Consider the following 25,286-nt stretch of genomic DNA (forward strand, 5'->3'; position numbering starts at 1 on the left):
CCATTTTGCTTTGCAGGCACTAAACCTGTGCGGAGGTGAACTGAGTTTCCTCCAGTTGACGCAAGGCTTTTTGATAAGCGAGCCATGCTGCCCAACCCGCAATAATGTTGCCGACTAACACACCGATAAGAAGCCCTTTTATCGCGTAGAAATGCGCACCGATCCACAAACATGGTATGTAAAAAGCAAACAAGCGCAGCGCTGAGATAGTCAAAGCCAAGTAAGACTTTCCAAGCGCGTTAGCTACGGACACCATCAACATACAGATCCCGAGTGCGCCAAGGCTTATTGGTACAATCACCAAGTGTAGATTCAGTATTTGGCTTACCTCGGTTTCGCTGGTCATCAGCTCGGCTAACGGTGTGGCAAAAACATACGTCACCAGAGCGATCAGCAGTTGAAAACCTAACACAAATTGACAGGCGATCCGCACCAATTGCCGAATATGGGTGATCTCTTTAGCTCCTAACATGCGACCAATCATAGGCGGCAGTGACATGGTCATCGCTAACACGGCCACTAAGGCGAAAAATTCAACGCGCGAGCCAAGTGCCCACGCGGCGACGGTGGCAGTACCAAAACTTGCCAGTAGTTTGGTGGCAAACATGGAAGATATCGGAGGTAACAGTTGGCTTAACATCGCCGGTCCCATGATATGGCCAAGTGCGGTGAGGCTTTGCGAGATATTCAGATCTTGCCACTGATAACTCGTCCATTGGCGCTGGGCAACCTTAGGTGCGACGATAGCGATACCGATGCCAAAAGCAATAATAGTGGCGATCGCTGCACCATCAATCCCAAGATCGAAAGTAAAGATAAAAATCGGGTCGAGGATGAGGTTCAGGACACTGGTCACCATCATCATGGTTCCTGGCAGTAGAGTATTGCCATTGGCGCGGCAGACACTGTAATAGAAGTACAGCATAGCGCCTGTCCATGCACTGGTAAGCCACCAAAGCCAGTAGTTATCTATGATGGCAAAGACGGTTTCCGGCGCTCCGAGTAGGCCGAGCAAAGGTTGGCGTAATAGGTAAAGCACAAGGGCAATCAGCGCTACTCCTATACCTCCGATGACGATCACCAAACCGCCTAACTGTTTGGCGTATTGAGTTTTTCCTGCACCGATGGCTCGAGAAATCACGGCAGTGGTGGCGATACCTAAACCGACTTGAATACCGATGATCACCATCTGAATCGGCATAGTAAAGCCTTGAGCAGCAAGAGGCAGAACCCCGAGCTGACCGATAAAGGCGCTATCGATCAACTGAAAACTCATCAGTGATAGGACGCCAAACAGCATGGGCCAAGTCATCTGAAATAACTGCTTGGCTATGGAAGAAGTTGAAGTTTGCATACACTCTCGCGCTTTATGAGGAAATTATCCCCTTCCTACTTGTGGCTGTGTTGGCTACCTTTGTTCATCCCAACCGCATCATAGTTTGTCTATGCTCATGGGGATTATGAGAGGCAATCATGTCTCTCACCAAAGGCTAACCTTTGGCAGTACAAATTTGTTCCCAGCAAATTTGTTACTCACTGGCAGCCTACCTGCAACTCCAAGTCGTTTGGGTATACAGCCTATGTTGGGGTGAAATGATTTTTCACAAGATAGGGTTTGTAATTGTCACGAAAATGTTATGTTTTCACTAGGATGGCTTGCGTTCAAAAAAATTCGCCCCAAATTAGATTGAGGGCGAATTTCCTATCTGCAATACCAAGCTTGTTGATTAAATTATGCTTTTTGTCTCGCCCTATACACGACGAAATTGAGCAACCAAACTTGTCTGCTGAGCAAGATTTTGTACTAGTTGACTACACTCTTTTTGAGTATTTTCGGCTAATCCTAGCGTTTCAGTCGAGACATCACTGATGGATTGCACACTGCGGTTCATATCTTCTGCAACGTTGGCCATCTCTTCGATAGCGGTCGCGATTTGCTCATTACGCAGTGTTATGTCTGAAACCTGTGATAGCAGAGCAGTCAATTTATCTCCTGATACATGTGCACTTTCGACACAAGAGACGGAGAGTTTATTTCCTTGCTCAATGGTATTAACGGCGTTACGGGTACTGGTTTGAATTGAAGTAATGACACCTTTAATTTCTTCCGTTGATTCTGTGCTGCGCTGAGCTAGTTTACGAACTTCATCGGCAACCACAGCAAAACCACGCCCTTGCTCGCCAGCACGTGCCGCTTCAATGGCCGCATTTAGTGCTAACAGGTTGGTCTGCTCGGCGATACTCTGAATGACTTCCATGACTTGTCCAATCATCGCACTTTGTGAAGAGAGCTGCTCAATCACAGAAGACGCAGTTTTTAGTTGGCTCGCCATTTGCCCAATCGCATCTACGGTTTGCTCGACAGCATACATACCATCGCGTGCGGCATTTTTTGCATGTACTGTGGCATCGGATGCCGCTTGGGCATTTTGAGCAATTTCAGTGGCGGTGATGTTCATTTGAGTAATCGCTGTGGCCAACTGTTCAGTTTCGCGAGTTTGGGCATCGAGATTATCTGCGGTTGTCTCACTGTTTTTGGACGACATTTTGGCGGCTTCACCGATTTGAATGCTGGAGTCTTGAATTCGGCCAACTATTGCATTGAGTTCAGATTGGCGCATCTTCATCGCAAGTCGAATCTCAGATAAATCGTCTACTCTATCGTTGTACACCAGTTCCATCAGCGGGTTATCAAACACTTTGCGTGCATCTTGTGAAATAGCCTCTAGGCGACGAGTCAATTGAAAGGCTATAAGAATGGTTAACAGAAGCATCAAAGGCAGCCCTGCTCCGGCGAGAAACAGATCGGCCGCAAAACTTAATCCAGCCGCTACGATAAAACCTAAACCAAGGCGCTGCCATAGCCGAGTCCGTGGCATTTTTAAACGCCAATGGGTTTTACCTGCTCGAATTTGTTGATAGAGCTTTTCTGCGTTGTCGACATGTTGCCGGCTGGGGCATAAGCGCACCGATTGATATTCCACCACCTTGCCGTTTTCTTTGATTGGCGAAGCAAAGGCATCCACCCAGTAGTGATCACCGTTTTTGCAGCGGTTTTTCACCATCCCCATCCATGATTTCCCTGCTTTAAGGTGCTCCCACATATCCTTAAATGCTTCTGGCGGCATATCGGGATGGCGAACCATGTTATGCGGTTGATTGACGAGCTCATCAAGTGTGTAACCTGCGACATCGCAAAATTCTTTACTGGCGTATTTAATATGACTGCTGAGAGTAGTGGTCGACAAAAGGTTAAAATGAGGTGGATAAGTGACTTCCTTTTGAGTAACCGGTTGATTAATGCGCATAAAAAAGCTCCAAATCCTAGGTTTTGTTGCGCCAAATACTGTGCGTTGTAATTGTGATAATGCTTGTCTTTTAATGTATAGGTGGGGTTTTGTGAGTAAGCAACTGCGGAAAGATAAATTTTATGAACCTAAGGGTGAATCAGGTGTTTGCCTTTATCTTTATCCCATTTCTACCTGAATCTGTAGCAGTGTTGGCTACTTTCGTTCACCTCAATAATATAGTTTGTCTATGCTCATGGGGATTATGAGAGCCGTCCTTGGCTCTCAAGGCCAACACACCTGCAGCTCCAAGTAGTTTGGGTATGGTTATGACTGATGTTGTGAAAGGGCAGAAAAGTCAGCCTTAGTTTGTTCTAACTTCTGTCGTTATAAGGTTTGGTTGGTGAAAGGGGCGCAAGCGCCCCTTCTCTTTTCCCAAATTGATCGGTTTGGAAAAGTATTTTTTATGCGTACTCGCTTGGCTGCTCTGTACTCTCTTGCGTTGCCAACCGTGGTTTGGCGACTTCATCCACCAGATACAAGATGGATTGATAAGGAATGCCGCTGTGGTGTGATAAGCCGATTTCACACGTGCGGCTGTTACTAAACCCACGGCTGCAGTGCGCTGGCACTTGCTCTTTGAGCGAATGGACCGCGGCGGCATTGAGCTCAGGCGTAGTAAAACCTTTGTCACCCGCCCAACCACAGCACTGAATGTGCTCAGGCACAATAACTTCACTGGCGCAGGCTTTGGCCAATTTCAGCATATCGCCTTCTAAGCCGAGGCGGCGCGAGCTACAAGTGATATGCAGCATGATGGTTTCTTGCTTTGGCGCGAGTGTGAGGTGATCCAGTAAGTAACGACTTACCAACCCAGTTGGCTCCAGAATTTCCATCGGTTTGGTGAACTGCTCAATGCTGCGTTTGGCGCACGGGCTGGTGTCCATCAATATCGGATAACGCCCTTCTTGGCTAGCTTGCCATAAAGCGTTCTCTAATTGCAGAGCTTTGCTCTGTGCAATCTCAGTCATCCCTTTGCTGTCATAAGGCATACCGCAGCACTGGCTGCTGAGCTCTGTAGGCAGGATCACTTCAAAGCCGGCTTTATTGAGCAGGGAGAGGGTAACTTCCGTCAATGGACGCTGATCGGTCGCGCTTGCTTGTTGCCCCATATTGCGGCTGGCACAGGAGGGCAGGTAAACCACTTTTTTGTCACTACGCGGTAGATTTTCGACGGCGAGTTCCAGCGAGTGAGTGTTTGCTTGCGGCATTTCCGGCATCCACAAAGGGGTTTTGCCTTTGCTGATCCGGCGCAGACCATTCACCATCGTACCCACCGATTTTTCTCCGAGCACTTTGGTCGCCAGTTGGTTAGCTTTTAAGCCTATGCGAGCGAGTGTGGTGGTCGCGCTAAAGTGCTCTGCTGTCCAATGCGCAATCGGGGTGAATTTTTGGTATTTGGCGGTGCGCAGTTTTTTGACCAAATCGCCCGTATTGATCCCGACGGGACAACGCTCGGCGCACAATCCAGTCGCGGCGCAGGTATCTAACCCTTGGTATTCAAACACTTGCTCTAGCTCGCTAGAAGCCACGTTTTCACCCGCTGCGCGGCGGCGTTTCAATTCGCGATACAACACAATGCGTTGGCGTGGTGATAACGTGAGGGTGCGTGATGGGCAGACCGGCTCACAGAAACCACATTCGATACAGCGATCCACCAAGTTATCGGCTGCAGGCATGGGTTTGAGGTTACTGATGTGCGAATGCTTATCTTCGTTGATGATAACGCCGGGGTTGAGTAAGCGTTTGGGGTCAAAGAGCGCTTTGATTTTCTGCATCAAGGCGTAGCCTTCTTTACCCCATTCCAGCTCAACATAAGGCGCCATGTTGCGCCCTGTACCGTGTTCCGCTTTCAGTGAGCCTTGGTATTTCACGGCGACGAGTTCGGCCACATCGTCCATAAACGCGCCGTAACGTTCGATTTCACTTTGTTTATCAAAGCCTTGAGTGAACACAAAATGCAGGTTGCCTTCAAGAGCGTGACCAAAGATGATCGCTTCGCTGTAGTGGTATTTGTCAAACAGAGCTTGCAGATCGCGCACACCGGCCGCGAGGTTTTCCACCGGAAAGGCCACATCTTCAATGATGACCGTAGTGCCCACTTCGCGTACAGCCCCCACCGCTGGGAACATGCCTTTACGAATGCCCCATAAGGTCGCTACGGTTTTGCTCTCGGAAGTAAACGGAACCGATTCGATAATGTGGAAGCGTTGCAGCGCGCTCATTACTTGTTCGCACTGAGCGTGTAAGGTTTGCGCATCACTAGCGTGGGATTCAACCAGCAGCGCCGCGGCTTCTAAATCGAGCTTGGCGATAAACTCTGGCATGCCTTTTTTATCGGCCACTGAGCGCAGCGCACGTCCATCCATCATTTCTACCGCTGCCACAGGCGTTTTGGAAAGCGTGGTCACTGCTTGGCTGGCTTGTTCTATATCGGCAAACACCAGTAGTGCAGAGGCTTTGTGTGCGTGTTCAATCACGGTGTGATAGGTGATGTCGGCGATAAAGCCGAGTGTGCCTTCTGAGCCAATCATCAAGTGGGTCAGCACTTCGATTGGATCAGAAAAATCAACCAAGGCGTTCAACGCATAGCCTGTGGTGTTTTTTAGGCGGTATTTGTGGCGGATGCGTTCGGTGAGCTCAGAATTGGCTAGAGTCTCTTGGCACAGCGCATTAATGCCTTCCACCAAGTCGGCACGCTCTTGTTTAAAGCGTGCCACGCTGCCTGAGTCGCGTGTGTCGAGCACATAACCGTCGGCAAACACAATTTGCATGCCATCAACGGTGCGATATGAGTTTTGCGCCGTACCGCAGCACATGCCGCTGGCGTTATTGGCCGCAATGCCACCGATTTTACAGGTGTTGATGGAGGCGGGATCGGGGCCGATTTTGCGCTGAAACGGGGCAAGATACTTGTTGGCATCGGCGCCAATCACCCCCGGTTGCAGGCGAATTTTCAAGCCTTGGTTTTGCACTTCATGCCCGCGCCAATCGTCGGTTAAGGTGATGAGTACCGAGTCGGAAACCGCTTGACCCGATAAGCTGGTGCCTGCCGCGCGAAAAGTAAAATGAATGCCAAGTTGGCCACAACTCTGAATAGCAAAAATCACTTCATCGAGTGATTTGAGGCGTAACACGATTTTGGGGATCAACCGATAAAAGCTGGCATCGGTACCGTAGGCGAGCCGTTTCGCTTCTTGAGTAATAATGCGCTGCGGATCAATTCGGCTCGCTAAAATCTGTTCGAGCTGCTGATAGAGACGATCGGCGATCGGTGGGGTCATATTGTGCTTCCTCGTGTGTTCCCTCAATTCACTTTTTACCTGAAGTTGCAGGAGTATTGGCTGCAACTCCAAGTCGTTTAAGGTTAGGGGATATTTTTATTATCTTTTGACTAATGAATCGCGTGACAGTTCGGCAATGCTCTTTGCGCCAGTCAGCGTCATGGCAACCCGCATCTCTTTTTCATACAGATCGAGCAGGTTTTCTACCCCTGTGCGTCCTTGTGCTGCCAGAGCGTAGATAAATGAGCGGCCGAGCATGGTGCAATCTGCGCCGAGTGCCAACATGCGTACCACGTCTAGACCGGTGCGGATACCCGAATCGACCAGAATTTTCAGGTCGCCTTTCACCGCATCGGCAATCGCGGGTAGCGCTTGTACGGTAGAAAGCACCCCATCTAACTGGCGGCCACCGTGGTTAGACACCACAATGCCGTCTGCGCCGAAACGCACCGCATCTTTTGCATCTTCCGTATCCAAAATGCCCTTGATGATCATTGGGCCGTCCCAGAAATCACGGATCCACTCCAAGTCTTTCCATGAAATGGAAGGATCAAAGTTCGCGCCCAGCCAGCCGATGTAGTCTTCCAGTTTGGTTGGTGAGCCACGGTATTTGGAGATGTTGCCCAAATCATGCGGCTTACCAAGCAAACCCACATCCCATGCCCAGCTTGGATGTACCATGGCTTGCAATACGCGGCGCATCGCTGCGTTAGGGCCACTCATACCGGAATGCATATCGCGGTAACGGGCGCCCGGTACTGGCATATCGACGGTGAACACCAGATTTTTTACGCCAGCGGCTTTAGCACGTTCCAACACGTTTTTCATAAAACCGCGATCTTTTAAAACGTAAAGCTGGAACCAGATAGGACGCTGAATCGAAGGCGCCACTTCTTCAATCGGGCAGACTGAAACGGTAGACAGTGTAAAAGGAATACCTTTCGCTTGTGCGGCTTGTGCGGCTTGCACTTCGCCACGGCGGGCGTACATGCCGGTTAAGCCGACAGGAGAAAGGGCGATCGGCAGCGCCATTTTTTCGCCAAACAGCTCGGTTTCTAAACTCAGCTCAGACATATCACTCAGCACGCGCTGGCGCAGGGCAATGTCGGCCAGATCATCGGTATTGCGTCTGAGCGTGTGTTCTCCATACGAGCCGCCATCGATGTAGTGGAACAAAAAGGGCGGGAGTTTGGCTTTGGCTGCCGCGCGGTAATCGGTCGAAGCGGAAATGATCATAATGCAATCCTATTCTGGGCCTATTCTGTGAATGTTTCTTTTTTGCTCAAGCCCATACACGAGGTGCAAGGTGAGTTTGAGCGATGAGAGCGAGACGCTCGCTCTCGGTACTGATTAAAGTTTTAGTGGTTCATTAAAGCATCGGTCATGTTGAAGCCGTAAATCACGGTCATGCCGATGATGCCGGTCAAAACAAGATAGTAGAGGGTTGGCAAAACGGTTTTGCGCAGTGTCGCACCTTCACGACCGAGCAGGCCAACCGTCGCGGATGCCGCGACCACGTTATGGATGGCAATCATGTTACCGGCGGCTGCACCAACGGCTTGCAGGGCGATGATCACCACGCTAGAGATGGTCAGCGTTTGTGCCACTTCAAACTGGAATTGGCTGAACATCATGTTGGACACTGTGTTAGAGCCGGCAATGAAAGCGCCTAGCGCACCGACGGTCGCACTCAGCATTGGGAAAGCTTCACCCACTAAACCTGCTGCAAAGTTGGCGGTCGTCACAGGCATACTGGCTAAATCTGCGCCGTTAACACCAGAGTTAATGAAAATCCGCACCATCGGGATGGTAAACACCAGTACAAAGCCTGCGCCAATCAAGGTTTTGGTCGATTCACCAAACGCTTTGCCCATCGGTGCTAAGCTGCGAGCTTGAGTGAGAACCGCAATCAAGGCCACAAACACCAGAATGCCACCAGGTAGATAAAGCGGCTCAATGGCAGTGCTGATGCCGGTTTCACCTAAAATATTGCTAAAGGAAACCTTGATACCCAGTAGCAACGCTTTGAAATCCGCACTCACACGGCTAGCGACAAGGATCACCGCGAGCAGCACATAAGGTGCCCATGCGAGAGCAAGGCTCATCGGCTTGGCTTTGACCTCATCCAGATCCATTTTCAGTGAGCCTAACCACTCCGCAGGCCATTCGTTTTCAGGACGAAAATCCCATTGGGTTTTGGGTACCAAGAAGCCTTTTTTCGCCGCTGTTACCACAATTGCAAGGCCAACGAGACCGCCCATTAGTGAAGGAAACTCAGGGCCGAGGAACACGCCGGTCAGCGCGTAAGGAACAGTAAAGGCAAGGCCTGAAAAAATCGCGAAAGGCAGAATGTCCAAACCTTCCGTCCAGCTACGATTCTTACCGAAGAAACGGGTCAACATCATCGCCATCAAAATGGGCATCAGTGTGCCGACTGAGGCGTGGATCAGTGCCACACTGGTGGTGATTTGCTGCAGATACACATCCCAGTTTGAACCGTTAGCCAGCAGCGCTTCCGTGATGTTGTGGGTGTCCAGACCTTTGTTGACGCCAACAATGATTGGCGTACCAACGGCGCCAAATGAAACGGGCGTCGATTGGATCATCATGCCCATTAACACCGCCGCAAGGGCTGGGAAGCCAATCGCAACCAGAAGCGGTGCTGCAATGGCTGCAGGCGTTCCGAAACCGGAAGCCCCTTCAATAAAGGAGCCAAAACACCAAGCGATGATGATGGCTTGCACGCGGCGATCCGGTGAAATGTTGGTAAAGCCGTTACGAATCGTGGTAATTGCGCCAGTGTATTTAAGCGTGTTGAGCAGGAAAATCGCACCAAACACAATCCACAACACAGAGACCGTGATGCCCAAACCTTGCAATACGGAGGCGATCACGCGGTTAGCCGACATATCCCAAAATATCAGGGCAATCGCAACGGTAAGGGCGAAAGCCACGGGCATGGCTTTCTTGGCTGGCCAGTTGAGGCCGACCAGTAAAATAGCGGCCACCACTATGGGTGAAAAGGCCACCAGTGCGAGCAGTGTTTCATTCATGGAGTACTTCCTCGTCCTTGAACTCTCCATCAATCGGGATGAGCTAACGCGCACAGAATGTAGGGTACGGCTAACCAGTAAGAGTTCGGTTGTTGATTTTTTATAGTTGTGATGGGGTTGTTAATCTGGCGTGAATTTACTGCTTTATTTTTTGTGGATATAGGGAAATAATGAAATTCATTATTTCCAAAAATAACAAAATCAGATGCGTGCCGATGACTTAATTTTGTTTTATCAAGTTATTGAATTGGGGAGTTTCAGTAAGGTTGCAGAGCAAAATGGCCTTACAAATTCGGTGGTTAGCAAAAGATTGGCGCGATTGGAAGAAGAACTCGGCGTGCAGCTATTGTATCGAACAACGCGTAAATTGACCTTGACTGAGGCAGGCAAGGCACTGTTGCACGGTGCTAAAAATGTGAAGCAAGCCACTCAAGAAGCGCTGGATGCGGTGGTGGGATTTGGCGAAAACGTCAGTGGCCACATCAAAATGTCGGTGCCGACCATCTCGGGTGACTTGATTTTGGCCGATGCGGTCGCTGAGTTTTGTAACCTGCATCCGGGGCTGACGGTAGATATGTCGCTGGATAATCGCTTTGTGGATTTGGTGGAAGGCGGCTATGACTTGGTGATCCGCACCGGTTATTTGGAAGATTCGAGCTTGATTGCGCGGCATATTTTGGACTCGCAGTGGGTAGTGTGCGCGTCTCCCGCTTACATTGCCCGCAATGGTAAGCCGCTCAAGCCAGAAGATTTAGCCAGACACAACTGCTTGCAATACGCCTATCAAACCACGGGGGCGACCGATTGGGAATTTAAAGGGGCAAAAGGCAACTACATAGTCAAAGTATCCGGCACCTTTTCGACCGATAACGCCACCGCACTGCGTAAAGCCGCGCTTGGTGGGCATGGCATTGCTTATGTACCGCGCTGTTTGGTGTATCACGATTTTCGTAATGGCGAATTGGTGGATGTGTTTCCGGAACAGGTCGGCAAAAAACTCGGCATCTATGCGGTTTATCCTTTTACGCGCCAACCGCCCAACAAAGTGCGTTTGTTGATTGAGCATATCCGTACGCGCTATCTGACCATTTCTCACTATTTCTGAGGCTCTTCACTCAGAGGCGATGATGGTCCGTTAGAAATAAAAAACTCGCTCAACTTGAGCGAGTTTTTGTTGTCGGCGGCCAAACCGAAAAGGCAGCTATGCCATGGAAAATCAGTGTAATGTACGTTTAATCTTCATTAGTCTGTAGTAAGTGTAGACGTCATTCGTGAAGTTAATATGAATCATGCTGCATTTTCTTCCAGAATGTCGAAGGAAGCGGCGATCAGCTTTTTGGTGTACTCATGCTGCGGATTATGGAAGATGGATTCCGCGCTGCCTTGTTCCATCACTTGCCCTTTTTGCATCACCAACACGCGATCCGATAAGGCTTTTACCACCGCAAGATCGTGGCTGATGAACAGATAGCCGATGTTGCGTCGTTTTTGAATCTCTTTCAGCAGTTCAATCACTGTCAGTTGTACGGAGCGATCCAGCGCTGAAGTGGGCTCGTCCAACAAAATAAAGGAAGGCTCGAGGATCAACGCTCGCGCAATCGCAATCCGCTGACGCTGACCGCCGGAAAATTCATGTGGGTAACGGTTAATCGAATTCGGATCTAACCGCACTTCTTCGAGCGCGCGTCTTGCCCGTTGCATGCGTTCCAACTTACTGATGTGCGGTTGATGGACCAAAAGCCCTTCAGTGATGATTTCACCTACGGTCATGCGCGGAGAAAGGGAACCATAAGGGTCTTGAAACACCATCTGAATGTCTTTCTTCAGGGCTAAGCGCTGTTTCTCGCTTAAAGCGCGAAAGTCTTGTCCTTTAAAAGCAATATGACCGGTTGAAGGCAGCAAGCCGATTAAAGCGCGACCTAAAGTGGATTTTCCGCTGCCGGATTCGCCAACGATGCCGAGGGTTTCACCTTGTTTAAGTTCGAGAGAAATGCCTTTTACCGCCTCAAAGTATTGGCTTCGTCTGCTGATAAAGTGTGGTTTGACCAAAAACTTCACGCGAATGTCTTCGGCTTTCAGCAAGGGTAGCGCATCGAGCGCTACTGGGTCTTTACTGCCTTTGGGTATCGAGTTAATCAGCATGCGTGTGTAATCATGCTCAGGTTGCTGGAAAAGCTGTTCAGTAGAGCCTTGCTCCACCACATCCCCTTTACACATTACCAGCACCCGGTCGGCAACAAATTTCACCACACCTAAATCGTGGGTGATAAACAAAATCGCCATGCCCATATTGGCTTGGATCTCTTTGATGAGTCGGAGCACTTCGGCTTGAACTGTTACATCGAGCGCCGTGGTCGGTTCATCGGCGATCAAAATATCCGGCTCATTGATCAGTGCCATCGCAATCATAATGCGCTGTAACTGACCGCCGGAAAACTCATGCGGGAATTTTTGGTAAGCGCCTTTGGGGTCGGGCAGATGAACGAGCTGGAACAGCTCCAATACTCGCTGTTTCGCTTGATTCTGGCTGACATTGCGGTGGCAACGAATGGCTTCAGCAACTTGAACGCCAACACGCATATAGGGATTGAGCGAAGTCATCGGCTCTTGAAAGATCATGCCAATCCGATCCCCACGGATGCGGCGCATCTGTGTGTCCGTTTTATTGAGCAGCTCTTCACCTTCAAACATGATGCTCGATTCTGGATGGATCCGCGCGTTTTTAGGCAGCAGTTGCATCAAGGCGTTGGTGGAAACCGATTTACCACTGCCAGACTCACCTACAATCGCAAGGGTTTCTCCTGGGCGAATGTCAAAACTGACGTTTTTCACCGCATCGACAACACCATCATTGGTAGTAAAGCTCACGCTTAAATTTCGAACTTGCAAAAGTGGATTGGGTGACATTGTACTTCCTTATTCAATTTATCACGGGTGATACGGTAGGTAGAGCCATGCTGCTTCTTAACTGGTTAAAGTAGAAGTGTGCTTTCTCCACTTGTTGATATTCCAACTGCCATTCGGCACTGCGCTGTGCGTAGCAAAAGGCATTGATATGGCGCAGCAGGTATTCGCTCACTTGGCATAAGGTAGAATTGAGGCGGCGCATCAAGTCAACTTCTTCAATCGATAGAAACTGCAACAGAGCATAGGTTTGATTGAGTACATCAAACGCGCGTTGGCACTGGCCGATGTTGTTGAAAATTTCAGACTGTGCAATCGCGGCATCACGCAGTCCGGTGATCAAGCAAGCCATCTGGCATGGTTTTGTTTGCTCATCATGCGCGGCACTCTGAATATGTTGCGGCATGTAGTGTAGAACATCTTCTAACAAGTAATGGGCTTGCGGCCAGTGCCCTTGCTTGAGCAACTGTTCGGCCTGCAAAAAACTGTTCCAACACTGCTGTAATTCCATGGTCTATTCTCCCCACCAAGAAAGTGATATTTAAATGCAATTCATTCTCAAATGCAAATAATTACCGTTTTGTATTTGGGCGGTTTTGGCGATTATTTGTCCGCTTGGTCTTGAATTAGGAATAAGTCACTAAAAAGACAATGATTTATCTCTACACTTGAGCTACATATGAAGTAAAGAACCTCGAAGGAAGGAGTGGAGCCATGGCGATTCAGCATCTGAGTTTTGAGCAGCTCTACCAAGTCGCAAAACTGGAAAAGCTAGAGTGTAAGTCAACCAAAGAACTTGCACCGATCGATGAGATCGTTGGACAAGAGCGAGCGCAGAAGGCGGTCGAGTTTGCGATGTCAATCAAAGAGAAGGGATACAACATCTACGCGATTGGCCGCAATGGGCTAGGCAAGCGCACCATGATTTTGCGTTATCTCAGCCGCCATCAACACGATGTCAATAAACTGTATGACTGGTGTTATGTGGCGAATTTTGAGGATGTGCGCGTACCTAAAGTGCTGAAATTACCCTGTGGGATAGGCATTCAATTCCGTCAAGATATTGAAAAACTGATGACTAAGCTGGTCACGGCTATCCCATTGGCATTCGATAATGAAATCTACTTCAGCCGTGCTGAAAAGCTAAAAAACCAGCTTGCACAAAAGCAAGAAAGTGAACTGGAAAGCATCACTCGCACGGCGAAAGAGCGGGGAGTGAGTTTAACCTTGACTCCTCAAGGGGAATATCAGTTTGTCGCACTGAATGGTGAGGAGATGCACACCGAAGAGACGTTTGATGCGCTCTCTAAACGTGAGCAAGAGCAGTTCAGTAATACGATTGATGAGTTGGAAGTCAGCTTGCGCAATATGGTGCGTCAATTGACCGAGTGGGAAGAATCATACAGCGAGAAAATCAAGAAACTGAATGATGAAGTCACCTTAGATGTCATTGCCCACTTTATTAAAAAACTGAAGCTAGATTATAGTAAGTACCCGGAAATTAAGGCGTATTTGACCGATCTGCAAAAAGATATTGTTGAAAATGTCGAGATTTTTCTTGATGAAGGCGGCGACCAAGGTGAGCTTGCGAATGCGTCTTTGGATAAAAAATTGCCGCGTCGTTATAAGGTGAACGTGCTGGTCAGCCGCAATGCACAAGAGTTTCCCATCGTGGTTGAGGAGAGCCCAAACTACCACTCACTGTTTGGCTACATTGAAACCGCGACCTACAAAGGCACAGTGTTTACCGACTTCTCTCTGATCCGCCCCGGCAGTTTGCACAAAGCCAATGGTGGTGTGCTGCTGATGGACGCGGTAAAAGTACTTGAACAGCCTTACGTGTGGGATGGCTTGAAGCGTGCGTTGCGTTCGCGCCAACTCAGTTTCACTTCGCTAGAGAAAGAGGTGACCTTAACGGGAACCGTGTCACTGGATCCAGAGCCTATCCCACTCGATGTGAAAATTATCCTGTTTGGTGACTACCGCACTTATGAACTGCTGGCGCATTATGATCCTGAGTTCAGTGAGCTGTTTCGCGTGACTGCCGATTTTTCGGATGAGATGCCGCGTGATGCCGACTCCGAGCTGCACTACGCGCGCTTTATCTCCAGTATTGTGCATGATGCCAATATGCTGCACTGTGATCGTAAAGCGATCGCGCGCATTATCGAGCACAGTTCGCGCACCACGGGCGATCAAACCAAACTGTCGTTGCATTCGGCCCATATTGCCAATTTGCTGCGCGAAACCAACTATGTGGCCAAGCAGGCCAATGCAAACCTGATCCGCCAAAGTCATGTGGAGGAAGCGCTGCGTAACCAAGAACTGCGCGTGAACCGCCTGCAACAGAGCATGATGGAAACTTTCGTCAATGGCACCACGCTTATTCAAACTGAAGGCGTGGCGGTTGGGCAAGTGAATGCGTTGTCGGTATTGGCAACCAGTGATCACGCGTTTGGTATGCCGAATCGAATCACGGCCACTACCTCATATGGCGAGGGAGAGATCATTGATATTGAACGCAATGTCGATCTTGGCGGCAGTATTCACTCCAAAGGGGTGATGATTTTATCTGCCTACCTCAGCTCGGTGTTTGGGCGTACCGCACGTATTCCGTTGACCACTACCATTACCTTTGAGCAGTCCTATGGTGGGGTGGATGGTGACAGTGCGAGCATGGCGGAGTTTTGTGCGATTGTTTCTGCGTTTTCGAAACAACCGAATCGACAAGATATCGCGATTACTGGATCCATGAACCAGTTTGGCGAATCGCAGCCGATTGGCGGCTTAAACGAGAAGATCGAAGGCTTCTTTGATGTGTGTGCCATCAAAGGACGTAAAGATACCCAAGGGGTGATCATTCCACGCTCTAATATGCATAACCTGATGCTGCGTGCTGATATTGTGAAAGCGGTGGAAAAAGGTGATTTCCATATTTGGGCGATTGATCACGTCACCGAAGCAATCGAGATTTTCACTGGCAAACCGGCTGGCATTGCCACCGATGATGGCAGCTATCCGGTCGATACGGTGTTTGGTCTTGCTCAAGCTAAGCTCAACGCATTACGTAAGTAACGTCTCCTCTCTCTGCCAAGAATATGAACACAACAATGAGTTCGTGTTCATATTCTTTCATATAAGAGCATAAATTGTCATTTACGCAGTATTTGTCATTATTTTGGCTCATTTTTGTATTTTTGACGCTTATATACTCATAAATATCTGAAAAATAAACTCATTTAATCTGGACAATTATGTGATTAAGATCTAGTATTTTGGCGATTTTTTGTGCTGGGAATACTCCCATTTGCATGGATGCACGTGTTATGTTTAAAGAGGTTAAGCATGCCATTTTCTCTGAAAAACTTGTCCATCCGGTTTCAAGTTTTACTTCCTGTTTTGTTTACTATGATCGCGTTGGTGATTGCTCTATGGATCACTAAAGCCAACCTAACTCATGAGCAAAAAGCGATTGCTGATAACACCCATGCGTTGGTGCATTATAAAGACACTATCGCTCAAGTCGACGATACGATTTATCCGCTACGCATTAGCGCTGTGTATGCCATTTATGATGCTGAGCGCCGTAATAGCTTCATCGCTGAACTGCGTGAAGGTTTGAAAGATGTGCAATCTGCGCTGAGCTCGATGGAACAAGACGCGCAATTTAGTCGCGATGTTCGTGTGGCGAAGCTGTCTATTGAAGAGTATGTGGCTGAATCGCAAAAAATGGTCACGCTGTTTAATCGTTTAGATCAAGGGTTAGCTACTCGAGAAGAAGCAAACGCCTTCATCCAGAACTTTCGCGAAACAGGCAACCGCATGATCAATGCGGTCAACGAACTGTCTCAGAAAGTAAACCACTACGCGACCACTTCTATGGATCAGAGCACACAAAGCAATGCGGTTGTGATGCGTAATGCGATGATCACTGTACTGTCGGTATTGGTGCTGTCTGTTGTTGCTGCTTGGTTGCTATCAGGCCAAATTGTTGCTCCGATCAACAGTTTGCAAGCGGTGATGCGTAAATTGGCGCAGGGTGATCTGTCGGTTAAAGCGGATGACACTGGTGAAAATGAGATCGCCAAATTAAGCCAAGATGTGAATACCACGGTTAAACAACTGCACACCACCGTTGAGCAACTGACCCGTATTAGTGAAGAGGTGGCATCGGCATCGACAGAGCTTGCAGCAGTGATGACTCAAGCTGAGTCGAATGCACAGATGGAACTGATGGAAATTGAACAAGTGGCTTCAGCGGTGAATGAACTCGCGAGCACGGCAGATAACGTGAGCGATAATGCCTCTGCTGCGGATGCGACAGCGCGTGAAGCCGATGAGCTGGCAAAATCAGGTCTAGCTATTTTCAAAGAAAGCAGCCAAGCCAGTGAACAAATGGCGCTGGCTCTGAATGATGCTGCGCGTGTGGTTCTGCGTTTGAAAGAGCAATCTGAGCAGATCAGCAACGTGATTGAAGTGATCCGTGGTGTGTCTGATCAAACGAACTTGTTGGCACTGAACGCAGCGATTGAAGCCGCTCGTGCAGGTGAGTCTGGCCGTGGTTTTGCTGTGGTAGCTGATGAAGTTCGTATGTTGGCTGCACGCACGCAATCATCTACGAAAGAGATCCAAGCGATTATTGAAGAGTTACAAACTCAGTCAACGATGGCGAACGACAGCATGCAAACAAGTTTGGATATGTTGACTCAAAATAAAGCGCTGACATCCAAAGCGAATGACGCCTTAATCGGTATTACAGAATCGGTTTCTGATATTAACGATTCGAATGCCCAAGTGGCGACTGCGGCTGAGCAGCAGTCTCATGTGACTCAGGACATCAATCGTAACGTATCGAACATGTCGACTTTAGTGCATCAAAACGTGACTGGCATCAGCCAAAGCGCCAGTGCCAGTAATGAGCTTTCGCACCTAGCTGAAAAGCAAAAAGCGCAACTGTCTTTCTTCAAGCTATAAAGAAAAACGAGAATTTAGCGAGCCGCATCCAACCAAGTGTTAAACGCTAAATAAACTATCGAAAAGCCGCAGGATAATGATGATCCTGCGGCTTTTTTCTTTTCATTCAGAATAGATAACTACCTGTTTAGGAAGGGGTTAATTATATCGTTGCAACATTTATTTTTGTTCTTAATGGCTTGCTAAATTCAGCTATCTTTCCCCATTTTTTCTCTTTATATTGAGGGAATAATGAACAAAGTGTGATGTAAGTCGCCAAACAATGTCAGTACACAAGGGAAGGAAAAGGTATGGGGAAAAGTACGGAAAAATGCACAGAAAGAAGTGAGAGTTTGTTTCAGTGGGAAAGGGTGAGGCGATTTAATTTTCCCGTATGGACTGTGCTAATTGGCACTTTATTTGCGCGCACCAGCTTTTTTATGGCTTGGCCATTTTTAGTCGTTTTTCTGTATCAGGATTATCATGCTACGGCGACGGAAGTCGGTGCGATGTTGGCAACATCGGCATTGGTGGGGTCGTTAACTGGGCTTTATTCAGGGTATTTATCTGATAAATTTGGCCGCAAATGGGTCATGGTGAGTGGGAGCCTTATCGCGACGTTTGCTTACGCTGGTATTGGGCTTTCAAATCAAATCTGGCAATTTTTCATCATGATCGTATTGACGGGTTTAATGCGGCCTATGATTGAAGCGCCCGGTAAAGCGGTGATTGGTGATAACTTACCCGATGAAAAAGATCGTGAATTGGCGCTCAATGTACGTTATTTCCTGCTCAACCTAGGGGGAGCCATTGGCCCATTAATAGGAATTACCCTTGCGCTTGCTCATCCGCAAGTGCTGTTTATGGTCACAGGCATCGCTTATTTGCTGTTTGGTTTGTGGTTGCTTGCCACTTTAGAACGTAAAGGACGCTTTCAACAACCCGATCGCTCACTTCTGCCCAATTTTTCTGCCACTATGCGAGTGATCAGTAAAGACAATGTGTTTGTTAAAATGATGCTGGCCAACTTTCTGATGATGTTTGTTTATGGTCAGGTCGAGTCCTCGTTGCCGCAAGTGATTGTGCGCTCTGGGATTGCTGATGCTGCGCAGTTGGTGGCTGGATTGGTATTGGTCAATACTATGACCATCATTTTGTTCCAATTTCCAACGTTGAAACTATTGGAAAACGTGCCGCTGTTTACACGGACGCGATTGGGAATGGCTCTAATGGGCATTGCACAAGTCGGTTTTATGTTTACCCCAGAAGCCTTTCCACTAGGTTGGTATTTGGCTTGCTTTATATTGAGTATGGGCGAGGTGATCGCATTCCCGACGTTAAATGTGCAGATTGACCGTTTAGCACCCGCCCATTTACGGGGTTCCTATTTTGGTGCGGCAGCTCTCTATTCGTTAGGTTTTGCGATTGCCCCGCTGGCAGGAGGTATGATGATCGAATATCTCAACGCCCAGTGGCTGTATGGGCTCTGTTTTGTATTGTGCTTAGCTATGATTGGCCTGTATTACTTAGCGCAACGAGAACAAGAAACGGGAGAGAAAGAGAGGTTATCTCGAGCAACGGAGTGTTAAAAGGGACGTTATTTTTCGTTGAAGTGTTCGGATAACGCCGAGCGCCTGAGCTGCGCGGCGTTATTTCCTTGATCACTGACAGTCTGCTCAAAACCTTGTCGAATAAAACGCTGTACAGGGTTGGTTGGTTGAATTCGTTTCAGTTGTGGTGAGTTAAAAGTACCAGACAGCTCGTAGATGAAGGTGCCATTACCTGTGCGAATGGTGATGGCGGTTCCGTCAAATTCAAAGTTGGTACTGATCAAGCGATCATTACGATAGACGCCTTGCTCATTAAAGCGTAGCACTTCGGTTTGGTAATTTGGCGCACCGATTTCAATCCAAGAACCAAAAACGTGTTTAGGATTCACGTAGTCTTGGTAACTCACGTAGAGCAGCATAGCAAACGCCCCCCCGAGAATAGAGAGTGATGACCAGAATACAGATTTAAATACCAGCTCTTTTGACATGTTCTCACTTGGTTTATGACAAACAGCGAATCACCCAACACCCAGTGTTGAAGTGTAGTTTATGGTGTCAACAGTATCAGACAATCCAAAATCTTGGGCTCGGCGATAGAACTCGTCCTTTAGTTTATGCCGCTGCTTAGCTTGTGCTAAGCGACTTCTAACCGCAAAATGCATACGGTAAAAGCGTGATTTTATCCCCAAATATAATGGGTACTTAATGAGGGATGTTTCATATCCGATAACTAGCCAACCTTACAGCCATTGCTATGAGTATATACCTCCTAGCAAAAGGCGTATTGCTGGCACTTGTACAAAGTGAAGTGATGAGTTACAACTCTCGCTTGAATTTTGCAGTTAAACGACTGTAGTGATTGATGACAGACAGGAAGAAAAAATGATCAAGGAAAACGTGTATTTTGATGGCAACGTAAAGTCACTGGGTTTCAGTCAGCAAGACGGTGAGAGTACGGTGGGCGTGATGGCTCCTGGGCAATACACTTTCGGCACTGGCGCTCCAGAGCGCATGACTGTGGTGAAAGGGGCGCTTACCATTAAGCGTGTGAATGATGCTGATTGGGTTACCTTTACTGCCGGTGAAGCGTTTGAGGTGGCGGGTAATTCCTCTTTTGATCTGCAGGTTGAAGTGGCAACGGCTTATCTGTGTGAATTTTTGCCTGCCTAACTTGAAAAAAAGCCACACCTTTACAGGTGTGGCAAACCCTTTGTGATATCTCGCCCATGTGCCATTTCCCTTTGCTACTCAACGCTGCAACGGTGTTGGCGAAGTTCATGCATCCCAATCACATAGTCTGACTATGCTCATCGGGATAAACTCACTCGCTGCCTACTTGTAACACCAAGCAGCTCAGGATAGCCATAATCTTTGTTATGACACATTAGGCTGGCAGTGGATCTTCACTCTGGTTGTCCCCAATCATTAGGACTTAGTTAAGCACCTCAAATCTCTTACTTAACGTGCTCGTAGGATTGGCCATCTGGCAATACCTCTGCTGCGTCAAATAAGGAATATAGGCACTCTAAAAAGTATCAGTAGGTCTCAAAATAGCCAGCGTTGTAATCGCGTATTGCTTGCTCAATCTCCGCCATGCTATTCATCACGAATGGACCATAATGCACAACAGGTTCATCAATCGGCTGCCCCATTAAAAGCAAACTGCCGTTGGGTTGTTCTGCATGCAGAGTGAGGTACTCTCCTGCTGTTAGCATTGCGATGTGTCCCGCTTTGACCAATTGTTTTCCTACGCTCAGGCTCCCACGATAGACGTACAACATGGCATTAAAGTGAGGCGGCGTATTGATGCTGATGTTTTGACCAGCTTCAGCTCGCCAATCGACGACGGTGGCAGGCACGCCAGTATCGGTTAATGGGCCTGTTATCGTTTGACTCTCTACCTCGATGGAACCGGCAATCACACGCAGTAAACCTTGTTGTGGATGATGGCGTTCAACAATATTTTCTGGCTGAAAATCTTGATATTTCGCGGACGACATTTTGTTGCGAGCTGGTTGGTTAATCCAGATTTGGAAGCCGTGTAATTGACCTTCTTGCATAATCGGCATCTCACTGTGGATCACACCACGCCCTGCTGCCATCCATTGTGCGCCGCCGGATCGTAATTCACCCACATTTCCCATCTGATCTCGGTGCTGAAAATGCCCTTGCAGCATATAAGTCAAGGTTTCAATACCGCGATGCGGATGAGGTGGAAAGCCGCCGATGTAGTCGGCTTGGGAATCGGCTTTAAGTTCATCGAGCATCAAGAACGGTGAGAAATTTGGACGTTGGAATCCTGCAATGCGCTGAATTTTTACGCCATCACCGTCTGAAGTGGGTTGTGCGGGAACTGTTTGGCGAATTTCGCGGTCTTTAGTCATAAGGCTTCTCCATTGCAGACTGAGCGCTGATGGAGAGAATTGTAGATAAGCCAGAGATGAATGAGCAGCAGAGGAAGTTGAGCTTCATATTCGAGAAATTTGAATGATTGGGAGCCATGACGTGGGTCAATCCAAGATTAGCCGTTACACTCAACAATAAGGGACAACGCATGAATGGGAGGGATTGCCATGGCCATTTTGCCCAAACATAACGATCGATATCCTAATTACGATCCAAGCAAAGATTTGACTAAAGAGCAGTTGCAGCGTTTCACACAGACCGCGAATTCTGCCCAGCATAAGCGTGAAGAAATACGCGAAGCGGATCCTAGCCTTATGCAATACGCTAAACGGACGGCGTTAAAACAGGTAGTAAAACCTAAGCCTGACAAGCCTAACATGGCTCGCTATGCAGCATGGATGACAGTATTTGGCGCAGTATGTTTATGGCTGATGTACATGTTTGGGTAAGCTTAATGCGCTTTTTTCAGCGGAGTCACATTGGGTGCATCGACAGGAGTATCATCTAATACGGTTTCAATCGCAGGAGGAAAAGCAGCATCATGGTAGTAGCGATACTGATTTTTCCCGCCATGTTTGGCAGCATACATGGCTTTATCCGCGCAGCGGGTCAATTCGTGTAGAGTTATGGCATCTTTTGGATAAATCGCCACACCTATACTCACAGTAAGGTTGTTGAGCATATCTGTCTCTGGATAGCGGTCGATAAACAGGTAACAGATACGACTCAGAATATTATCGAGATCGCGTAAATTACGTATGCCATACAGCAACAACACAAACTCATCACCGGCAAAACGAGCGATTGAGTAATCATGCTGATTGGTTGTCCGATCTTTATTACGGATATTATTGCGTAAACGGTGCGCGAAATGTTTTAGTACCTGATCGCCGACATCGTGGCCGTAATTGTCATTAATGCGTTTAAAATTATCGATATCAAGAAAAATGAGCGCGGTTATGGAATTTGATTCCTGTTGCTCTTTGATTTTTTCTGTCGCCCAAGTTTCAAAGCTCCAACGATTGGCTAAACCCGTTAACGGATCAAGATAAGCCAACTCTTCAATGCCTTCTTGGTATAGGGTGTGAATATAATTAATCGCTCTTGAGAAAAAGAAAGAAGCGGTATTACAGATAATCGTTAGCGCAAATAAGCTCATTAAAAAGTAATTGTGTGCAATGTGGTGGTTAGAGCCTGTTTGGAGATGATTCAAAAGTATTGAGGCTGTCATCGCTAGACAGATCGTGGCACTGTAAACTAAGCCCATCCGAAAAGGGTTGATCATGACTAAAGTGGTGATAAGCGGATATAACCATAAGAGATGCGATAATTCATGCTGAGTATTGCTGACTAAGGCAACCGCATAAGTGAGTAGGATTAATGAAAGAATTAAATCAGCTTGAGTATGTAATTCGCGATGACGATTAAGCGAAAGCATATTCAATAAAGTGGCTATGCCACTCAGCAGCAATAAACCCGATGACAGAGGCTGGTGGTTAAAATAGTAGTAAAGTGCAAACACCAGAAAAATAGCGGTAGCAACACCAGAGCTGATCAGGACAATATGCTGCTTACGAGCAAAACGCATCTCTGTCATCTCTTTTAATTGGTTGCCAGCAAAGCTATCCATCCCAAATTCAATCCATTCAGTGAAGTTAGATAAAGTTTAGATGAAATTGGCTTATTTGAAGTCTGAAAATAACGAAATAGTGTGATTTTATTCATCTTTTAGAAATGCAATATGGTTATATTTCCATAAATACAATGACCCTAGTCGAGTATAAAGAAAAATAATCTACTACTTTTGAGTGTTTTGATTTTTCCTAAATTCATGACGCAACCAACTTCTTAGTGTCAATACCGCTTCAGAACGTAATGCTTCAGGCCGGCAAGCGAAATAGTATCCCTGATCGCGATGAGTCACGGGTTGACCAATTTCTTTTAAAATCCCACTCTCCAATTCTTGTTTAATAAAAAGTTTGTGGGTGACAAATACTCCTAAACCACTCAGTGTGGCTTGCAGCGCTTGCGCTGATGCCGAAAAAGAAAGATTGCGCTGTTGTGGTGGTGGTGTGACTTGATTGGCTTGACACCAAATATCCCAATCGGTTTGCCGCCTTGGATTATTCACAAAAATCGCTGGAAATTGAGCCAATGCCTGTTGGGCTGTCATCGTCGCCGAAACCATGGTTTGGCTGACGACCATCACCAGTTCGTCATCGGCTAATTGTTCACAATAGTAGTCTTGCCATTCACGTAATTGACCGTGGATTAAAGCAACATCGACGCCTTGTTCCTCCAAAGAAAAAGCACCGGTTAAGGTTGAAATGCGTACATCAACATCTGGCGCAAAGGCTTGAAAACTGCTGACGCGTGGAATCCACCAGTGGAGTGCCAATGAGTTGATCATATTTAAAGTGATGCGATTGGAGTGCGTTGGTTTTAGTAAAGACTCCGTTGCCTCGACAATTTGTTCGAGAGCCGGCGCTACTTTTTGGTAATAGCGTTTGCCTGCACTATTAAGGACAACTTGACGACCCACTCGATGAAAAAGCGGCTGACCGAGTTGCGATTCTAATGACTTTATCGCTTGGCTGATGGCCGAGTGACTGACGTTGAGTGCCTCTGCTGCCAGTGTCATGCTGCCTGTTTCCGCCACAGCGACAAAAGAGTAGAGGGATTTTAAGGGGGCCAATTTACGCATAAGGTGATCTGTAAGTATCTCTAACAGGTTTAGTCAATATTACTCGTTATTTTTTATCCGGTCATCTGCTTACAATTGGCGGCAACGTAAGGAGAGTTGTATGCCAAACCATGTTTTCCCAGTGTTATTTATGTTGTTATCTACCTTTAGTTTGTCGCTAACCGGTTTACTGACTCAATATTTGTCGCACATTATCCCCATCACCCTATTGGGATTTTTACGTTTTATTATTCCGGCGCTATTTTTACTGGTTGCAATGAAGTTGACCCATTTTCGTTGGCCGCAGAGAAACATGTGGTTTTCTTTGTTGATCCGTGCTGTCTGTATTGCTGGTAGTCAGATCTGTTTTATCTATGCATTGCAATCCCTTTCGCTGGTGGAAAGCGTCGTGCTATTCAGTACTGGTCCATTCTTCATTCCTTTATTAGAAAAATTGTTATGGGGTGGTCAATTGGCTTGGCGAACGGTGCTGAGTGTATGCATTATCTTCGTCGGAGTGATTATGCTGGCAGGCAATACGGGCTCGATTGAGTGGCGACCAGAATTGCTTGCAGGTCTGAGCGCAGGTTTATTTAATGCGGGTTCGCAGTTAAGTTTGTATCGTGCAGCGCAAAGTGACATGCGCTCGATAGAAATTCATGGCTGGACATTTTTGGTCGCAGCGTTATTACTCAGTCCACTGTTATTGTTGGTGCCTTGGAGTAGCGATGTTGGGGCAAGTTTAGGGATGAGTTGGGATATCTCAGGAGCTGTGACATTCGCGGCTTTATTGCTCAGCGCCATCCTCGTCGTCAATACACAAGTATTTCGCGCAAAAGCTTATCGCTTAGCGAAATCGGGCTCGCAACTGGCTCCACTTATCTTTACGAATCTGTTGTTCAGTGCCCTATGGCAAGGGCTGTTTTTTGATGTCGACTACACTTTCGCTCAGCAACTGGGGCTGGCAGTGATCATAGTCACCACCGTGATTAATGGGATTCTTCCTCGTTTAATAGAGCGTAAAACCAGATTAAAAGCCGCTTATACCCAAACTCATTGAACATGCAGATAGGCGGCAAGTGAGTCCCCATGAGCATGAATACACA

19 protein-coding genes are annotated in these 25,286 nt (G+C 47.6%); 8 read left to right on the forward strand and 11 right to left on the reverse strand.

Annotation, left to right across the window (positions count from 1 at the left end; translation table 11 throughout):
- Positions 1-19: 19 nt before the first annotated feature.
- From CEQ48_RS03315 to CEQ48_RS03335, 5 genes are all read right to left on the reverse strand, one after another.
- Complete coding sequence (locus tag CEQ48_RS03315) at positions 20-1,354, reverse strand: MATE family efflux transporter (protein WP_089070220.1); 1,335 nt, start codon at positions 1,352-1,354, stop codon at positions 20-22.
- Between the two features lie 397 nt (positions 1,355-1,751).
- Positions 1,752-3,308 (reverse strand): methyl-accepting chemotaxis protein, encoded by a 1,557-nt coding sequence (locus CEQ48_RS03320; RefSeq protein ID WP_089070221.1) that lies wholly within the window; start codon positions 3,306-3,308, stop codon positions 1,752-1,754.
- A 443-nt stretch (positions 3,309-3,751) separates the two neighbouring features.
- Entirely contained in the window at positions 3,752-6,631 is a 2,880-nt protein-coding gene (locus tag CEQ48_RS03325) for an FAD-binding and (Fe-S)-binding domain-containing protein (protein ID WP_089070222.1), read from the reverse strand.
- A gap of 99 nt (positions 6,632-6,730) precedes the next feature.
- On the reverse strand, positions 6,731-7,867 hold the full coding sequence (gene lldD, locus CEQ48_RS03330) for an FMN-dependent L-lactate dehydrogenase LldD (protein WP_089070223.1): 1,137 nt from the start codon (positions 7,865-7,867) through the stop codon (positions 6,731-6,733).
- 122 nt (positions 7,868-7,989) lie between these two features.
- Positions 7,990-9,684 (reverse strand): L-lactate permease, encoded by a 1,695-nt coding sequence (locus CEQ48_RS03335; RefSeq protein WP_198301074.1) that lies wholly within the window; start codon positions 9,682-9,684, stop codon positions 7,990-7,992.
- On the opposite strand from CEQ48_RS03335, the gene CEQ48_RS20040 reads away from it, so the two are divergent.
- A complete protein-coding gene (locus tag CEQ48_RS20040; protein WP_001897441.1) occupies positions 9,644-9,790 on the forward strand; it encodes a hypothetical protein in 147 nt (48 codons plus the stop codon). The two genes, CEQ48_RS03335 and CEQ48_RS20040, sit on opposite strands and share 41 nt — an antisense overlap.
- 99 nt (positions 9,791-9,889) lie before the next feature.
- The gene (locus CEQ48_RS03340) at positions 9,890-10,789 is read left to right on the forward strand and encodes a LysR family transcriptional regulator (RefSeq protein ID WP_001200835.1); all 900 of its coding nucleotides are present in this window, start codon (positions 9,890-9,892) and stop codon (positions 10,787-10,789) included.
- 182 nt (positions 10,790-10,971) lie between these two features.
- On the opposite strand, the gene CEQ48_RS03345 is transcribed toward CEQ48_RS03340, so the two are convergent.
- The gene (locus CEQ48_RS03345) at positions 10,972-12,591 is read right to left on the reverse strand and encodes an ABC transporter ATP-binding protein (RefSeq protein ID WP_089070225.1); all 1,620 of its coding nucleotides are present in this window, start codon (positions 12,589-12,591) and stop codon (positions 10,972-10,974) included.
- Between the two features lie 13 nt (positions 12,592-12,604).
- The gene (locus tag CEQ48_RS03350; RefSeq protein ID WP_089070226.1) at positions 12,605-13,099 is read right to left on the reverse strand and encodes a hypothetical protein; all 495 of its coding nucleotides are present in this window, start codon (positions 13,097-13,099) and stop codon (positions 12,605-12,607) included.
- Positions 13,100-13,302: 203 nt separating this feature from the next.
- Between CEQ48_RS03350 and CEQ48_RS03355 the strand changes: the two genes are divergently transcribed.
- The 3 genes from CEQ48_RS03355 (at position 13,303) to CEQ48_RS03370 (ending at position 19,130) form a co-directional block, all read left to right on the forward strand.
- Positions 13,303-15,663 carry a Lon protease family protein gene (locus CEQ48_RS03355; RefSeq protein ID WP_089070227.1) on the forward strand — a complete coding sequence of 787 codons (2,361 nt, stop codon included), beginning with the start codon at positions 13,303-13,305 and terminating at the stop codon, positions 15,661-15,663.
- 270 nt (positions 15,664-15,933) lie between these two features.
- Complete coding sequence (locus CEQ48_RS03360) at positions 15,934-17,562, forward strand: methyl-accepting chemotaxis protein (RefSeq protein WP_181713410.1); 1,629 nt, start codon at positions 15,934-15,936, stop codon at positions 17,560-17,562.
- Positions 17,563-17,852: 290 nt separating this feature from the next.
- Positions 17,853-19,130, forward strand: coding sequence for an MDR family MFS transporter (locus tag CEQ48_RS03370; protein WP_089070229.1), 1,278 nt, complete (start codon positions 17,853-17,855; stop codon positions 19,128-19,130).
- 8 nt (positions 19,131-19,138) lie between these two features.
- Here CEQ48_RS03370 and CEQ48_RS03375 read toward each other — a convergent pair whose 3' ends face one another.
- On the reverse strand, positions 19,139-19,579 hold the full coding sequence (locus CEQ48_RS03375; protein ID WP_089070230.1) for a DUF2850 domain-containing protein: 441 nt from the start codon (positions 19,577-19,579) through the stop codon (positions 19,139-19,141).
- Positions 19,580-19,973: 394 nt separating this feature from the next.
- On the opposite strand from CEQ48_RS03375, the gene ppnP reads away from it, so the two are divergent.
- Positions 19,974-20,261 (forward strand): pyrimidine/purine nucleoside phosphorylase, encoded by a 288-nt coding sequence (gene ppnP, locus CEQ48_RS03380; protein ID WP_181712719.1) that lies wholly within the window; start codon positions 19,974-19,976, stop codon positions 20,259-20,261.
- Positions 20,262-20,626: 365 nt separating this feature from the next.
- Here the strand turns inward: ppnP and CEQ48_RS03385 are convergent, their stop codons facing one another.
- Positions 20,627-21,475 (reverse strand): pirin family protein, encoded by an 849-nt coding sequence (locus CEQ48_RS03385; protein ID WP_089070232.1) that lies wholly within the window; start codon positions 21,473-21,475, stop codon positions 20,627-20,629.
- Positions 21,476-21,649: 174 nt separating this feature from the next.
- On the opposite strand from CEQ48_RS03385, the gene CEQ48_RS03390 reads away from it, so the two are divergent.
- Complete coding sequence (locus CEQ48_RS03390) at positions 21,650-21,946, forward strand: hypothetical protein (protein WP_089070233.1); 297 nt, start codon at positions 21,650-21,652, stop codon at positions 21,944-21,946.
- 2 nt (positions 21,947-21,948) lie between these two features.
- On the opposite strand, the gene CEQ48_RS03395 is transcribed toward CEQ48_RS03390, so the two are convergent.
- Positions 21,949-23,127 (reverse strand): GGDEF domain-containing protein, encoded by a 1,179-nt coding sequence (locus CEQ48_RS03395; RefSeq protein ID WP_089070234.1) that lies wholly within the window; start codon positions 23,125-23,127, stop codon positions 21,949-21,951.
- A 168-nt stretch (positions 23,128-23,295) separates the two neighbouring features.
- The gene (locus CEQ48_RS03400; protein ID WP_089070235.1) at positions 23,296-24,201 is read right to left on the reverse strand and encodes a LysR substrate-binding domain-containing protein; all 906 of its coding nucleotides are present in this window, start codon (positions 24,199-24,201) and stop codon (positions 23,296-23,298) included.
- A 100-nt stretch (positions 24,202-24,301) separates the two neighbouring features.
- Here CEQ48_RS03400 and CEQ48_RS03405 point away from each other — a divergent pair, with 100 nt between their 5' ends.
- Entirely contained in the window at positions 24,302-25,240 is a 939-nt protein-coding gene (locus CEQ48_RS03405) for a DMT family transporter (protein ID WP_089070236.1), read from the forward strand.
- The last annotated feature ends 46 nt before the right edge of the window (positions 25,241-25,286 follow it).

It is taken from the genome of Vibrio tarriae (assembly GCF_002216685.1).
Classification (GTDB): Bacteria; Pseudomonadota; Gammaproteobacteria; order Enterobacterales; family Vibrionaceae; genus Vibrio; species Vibrio tarriae.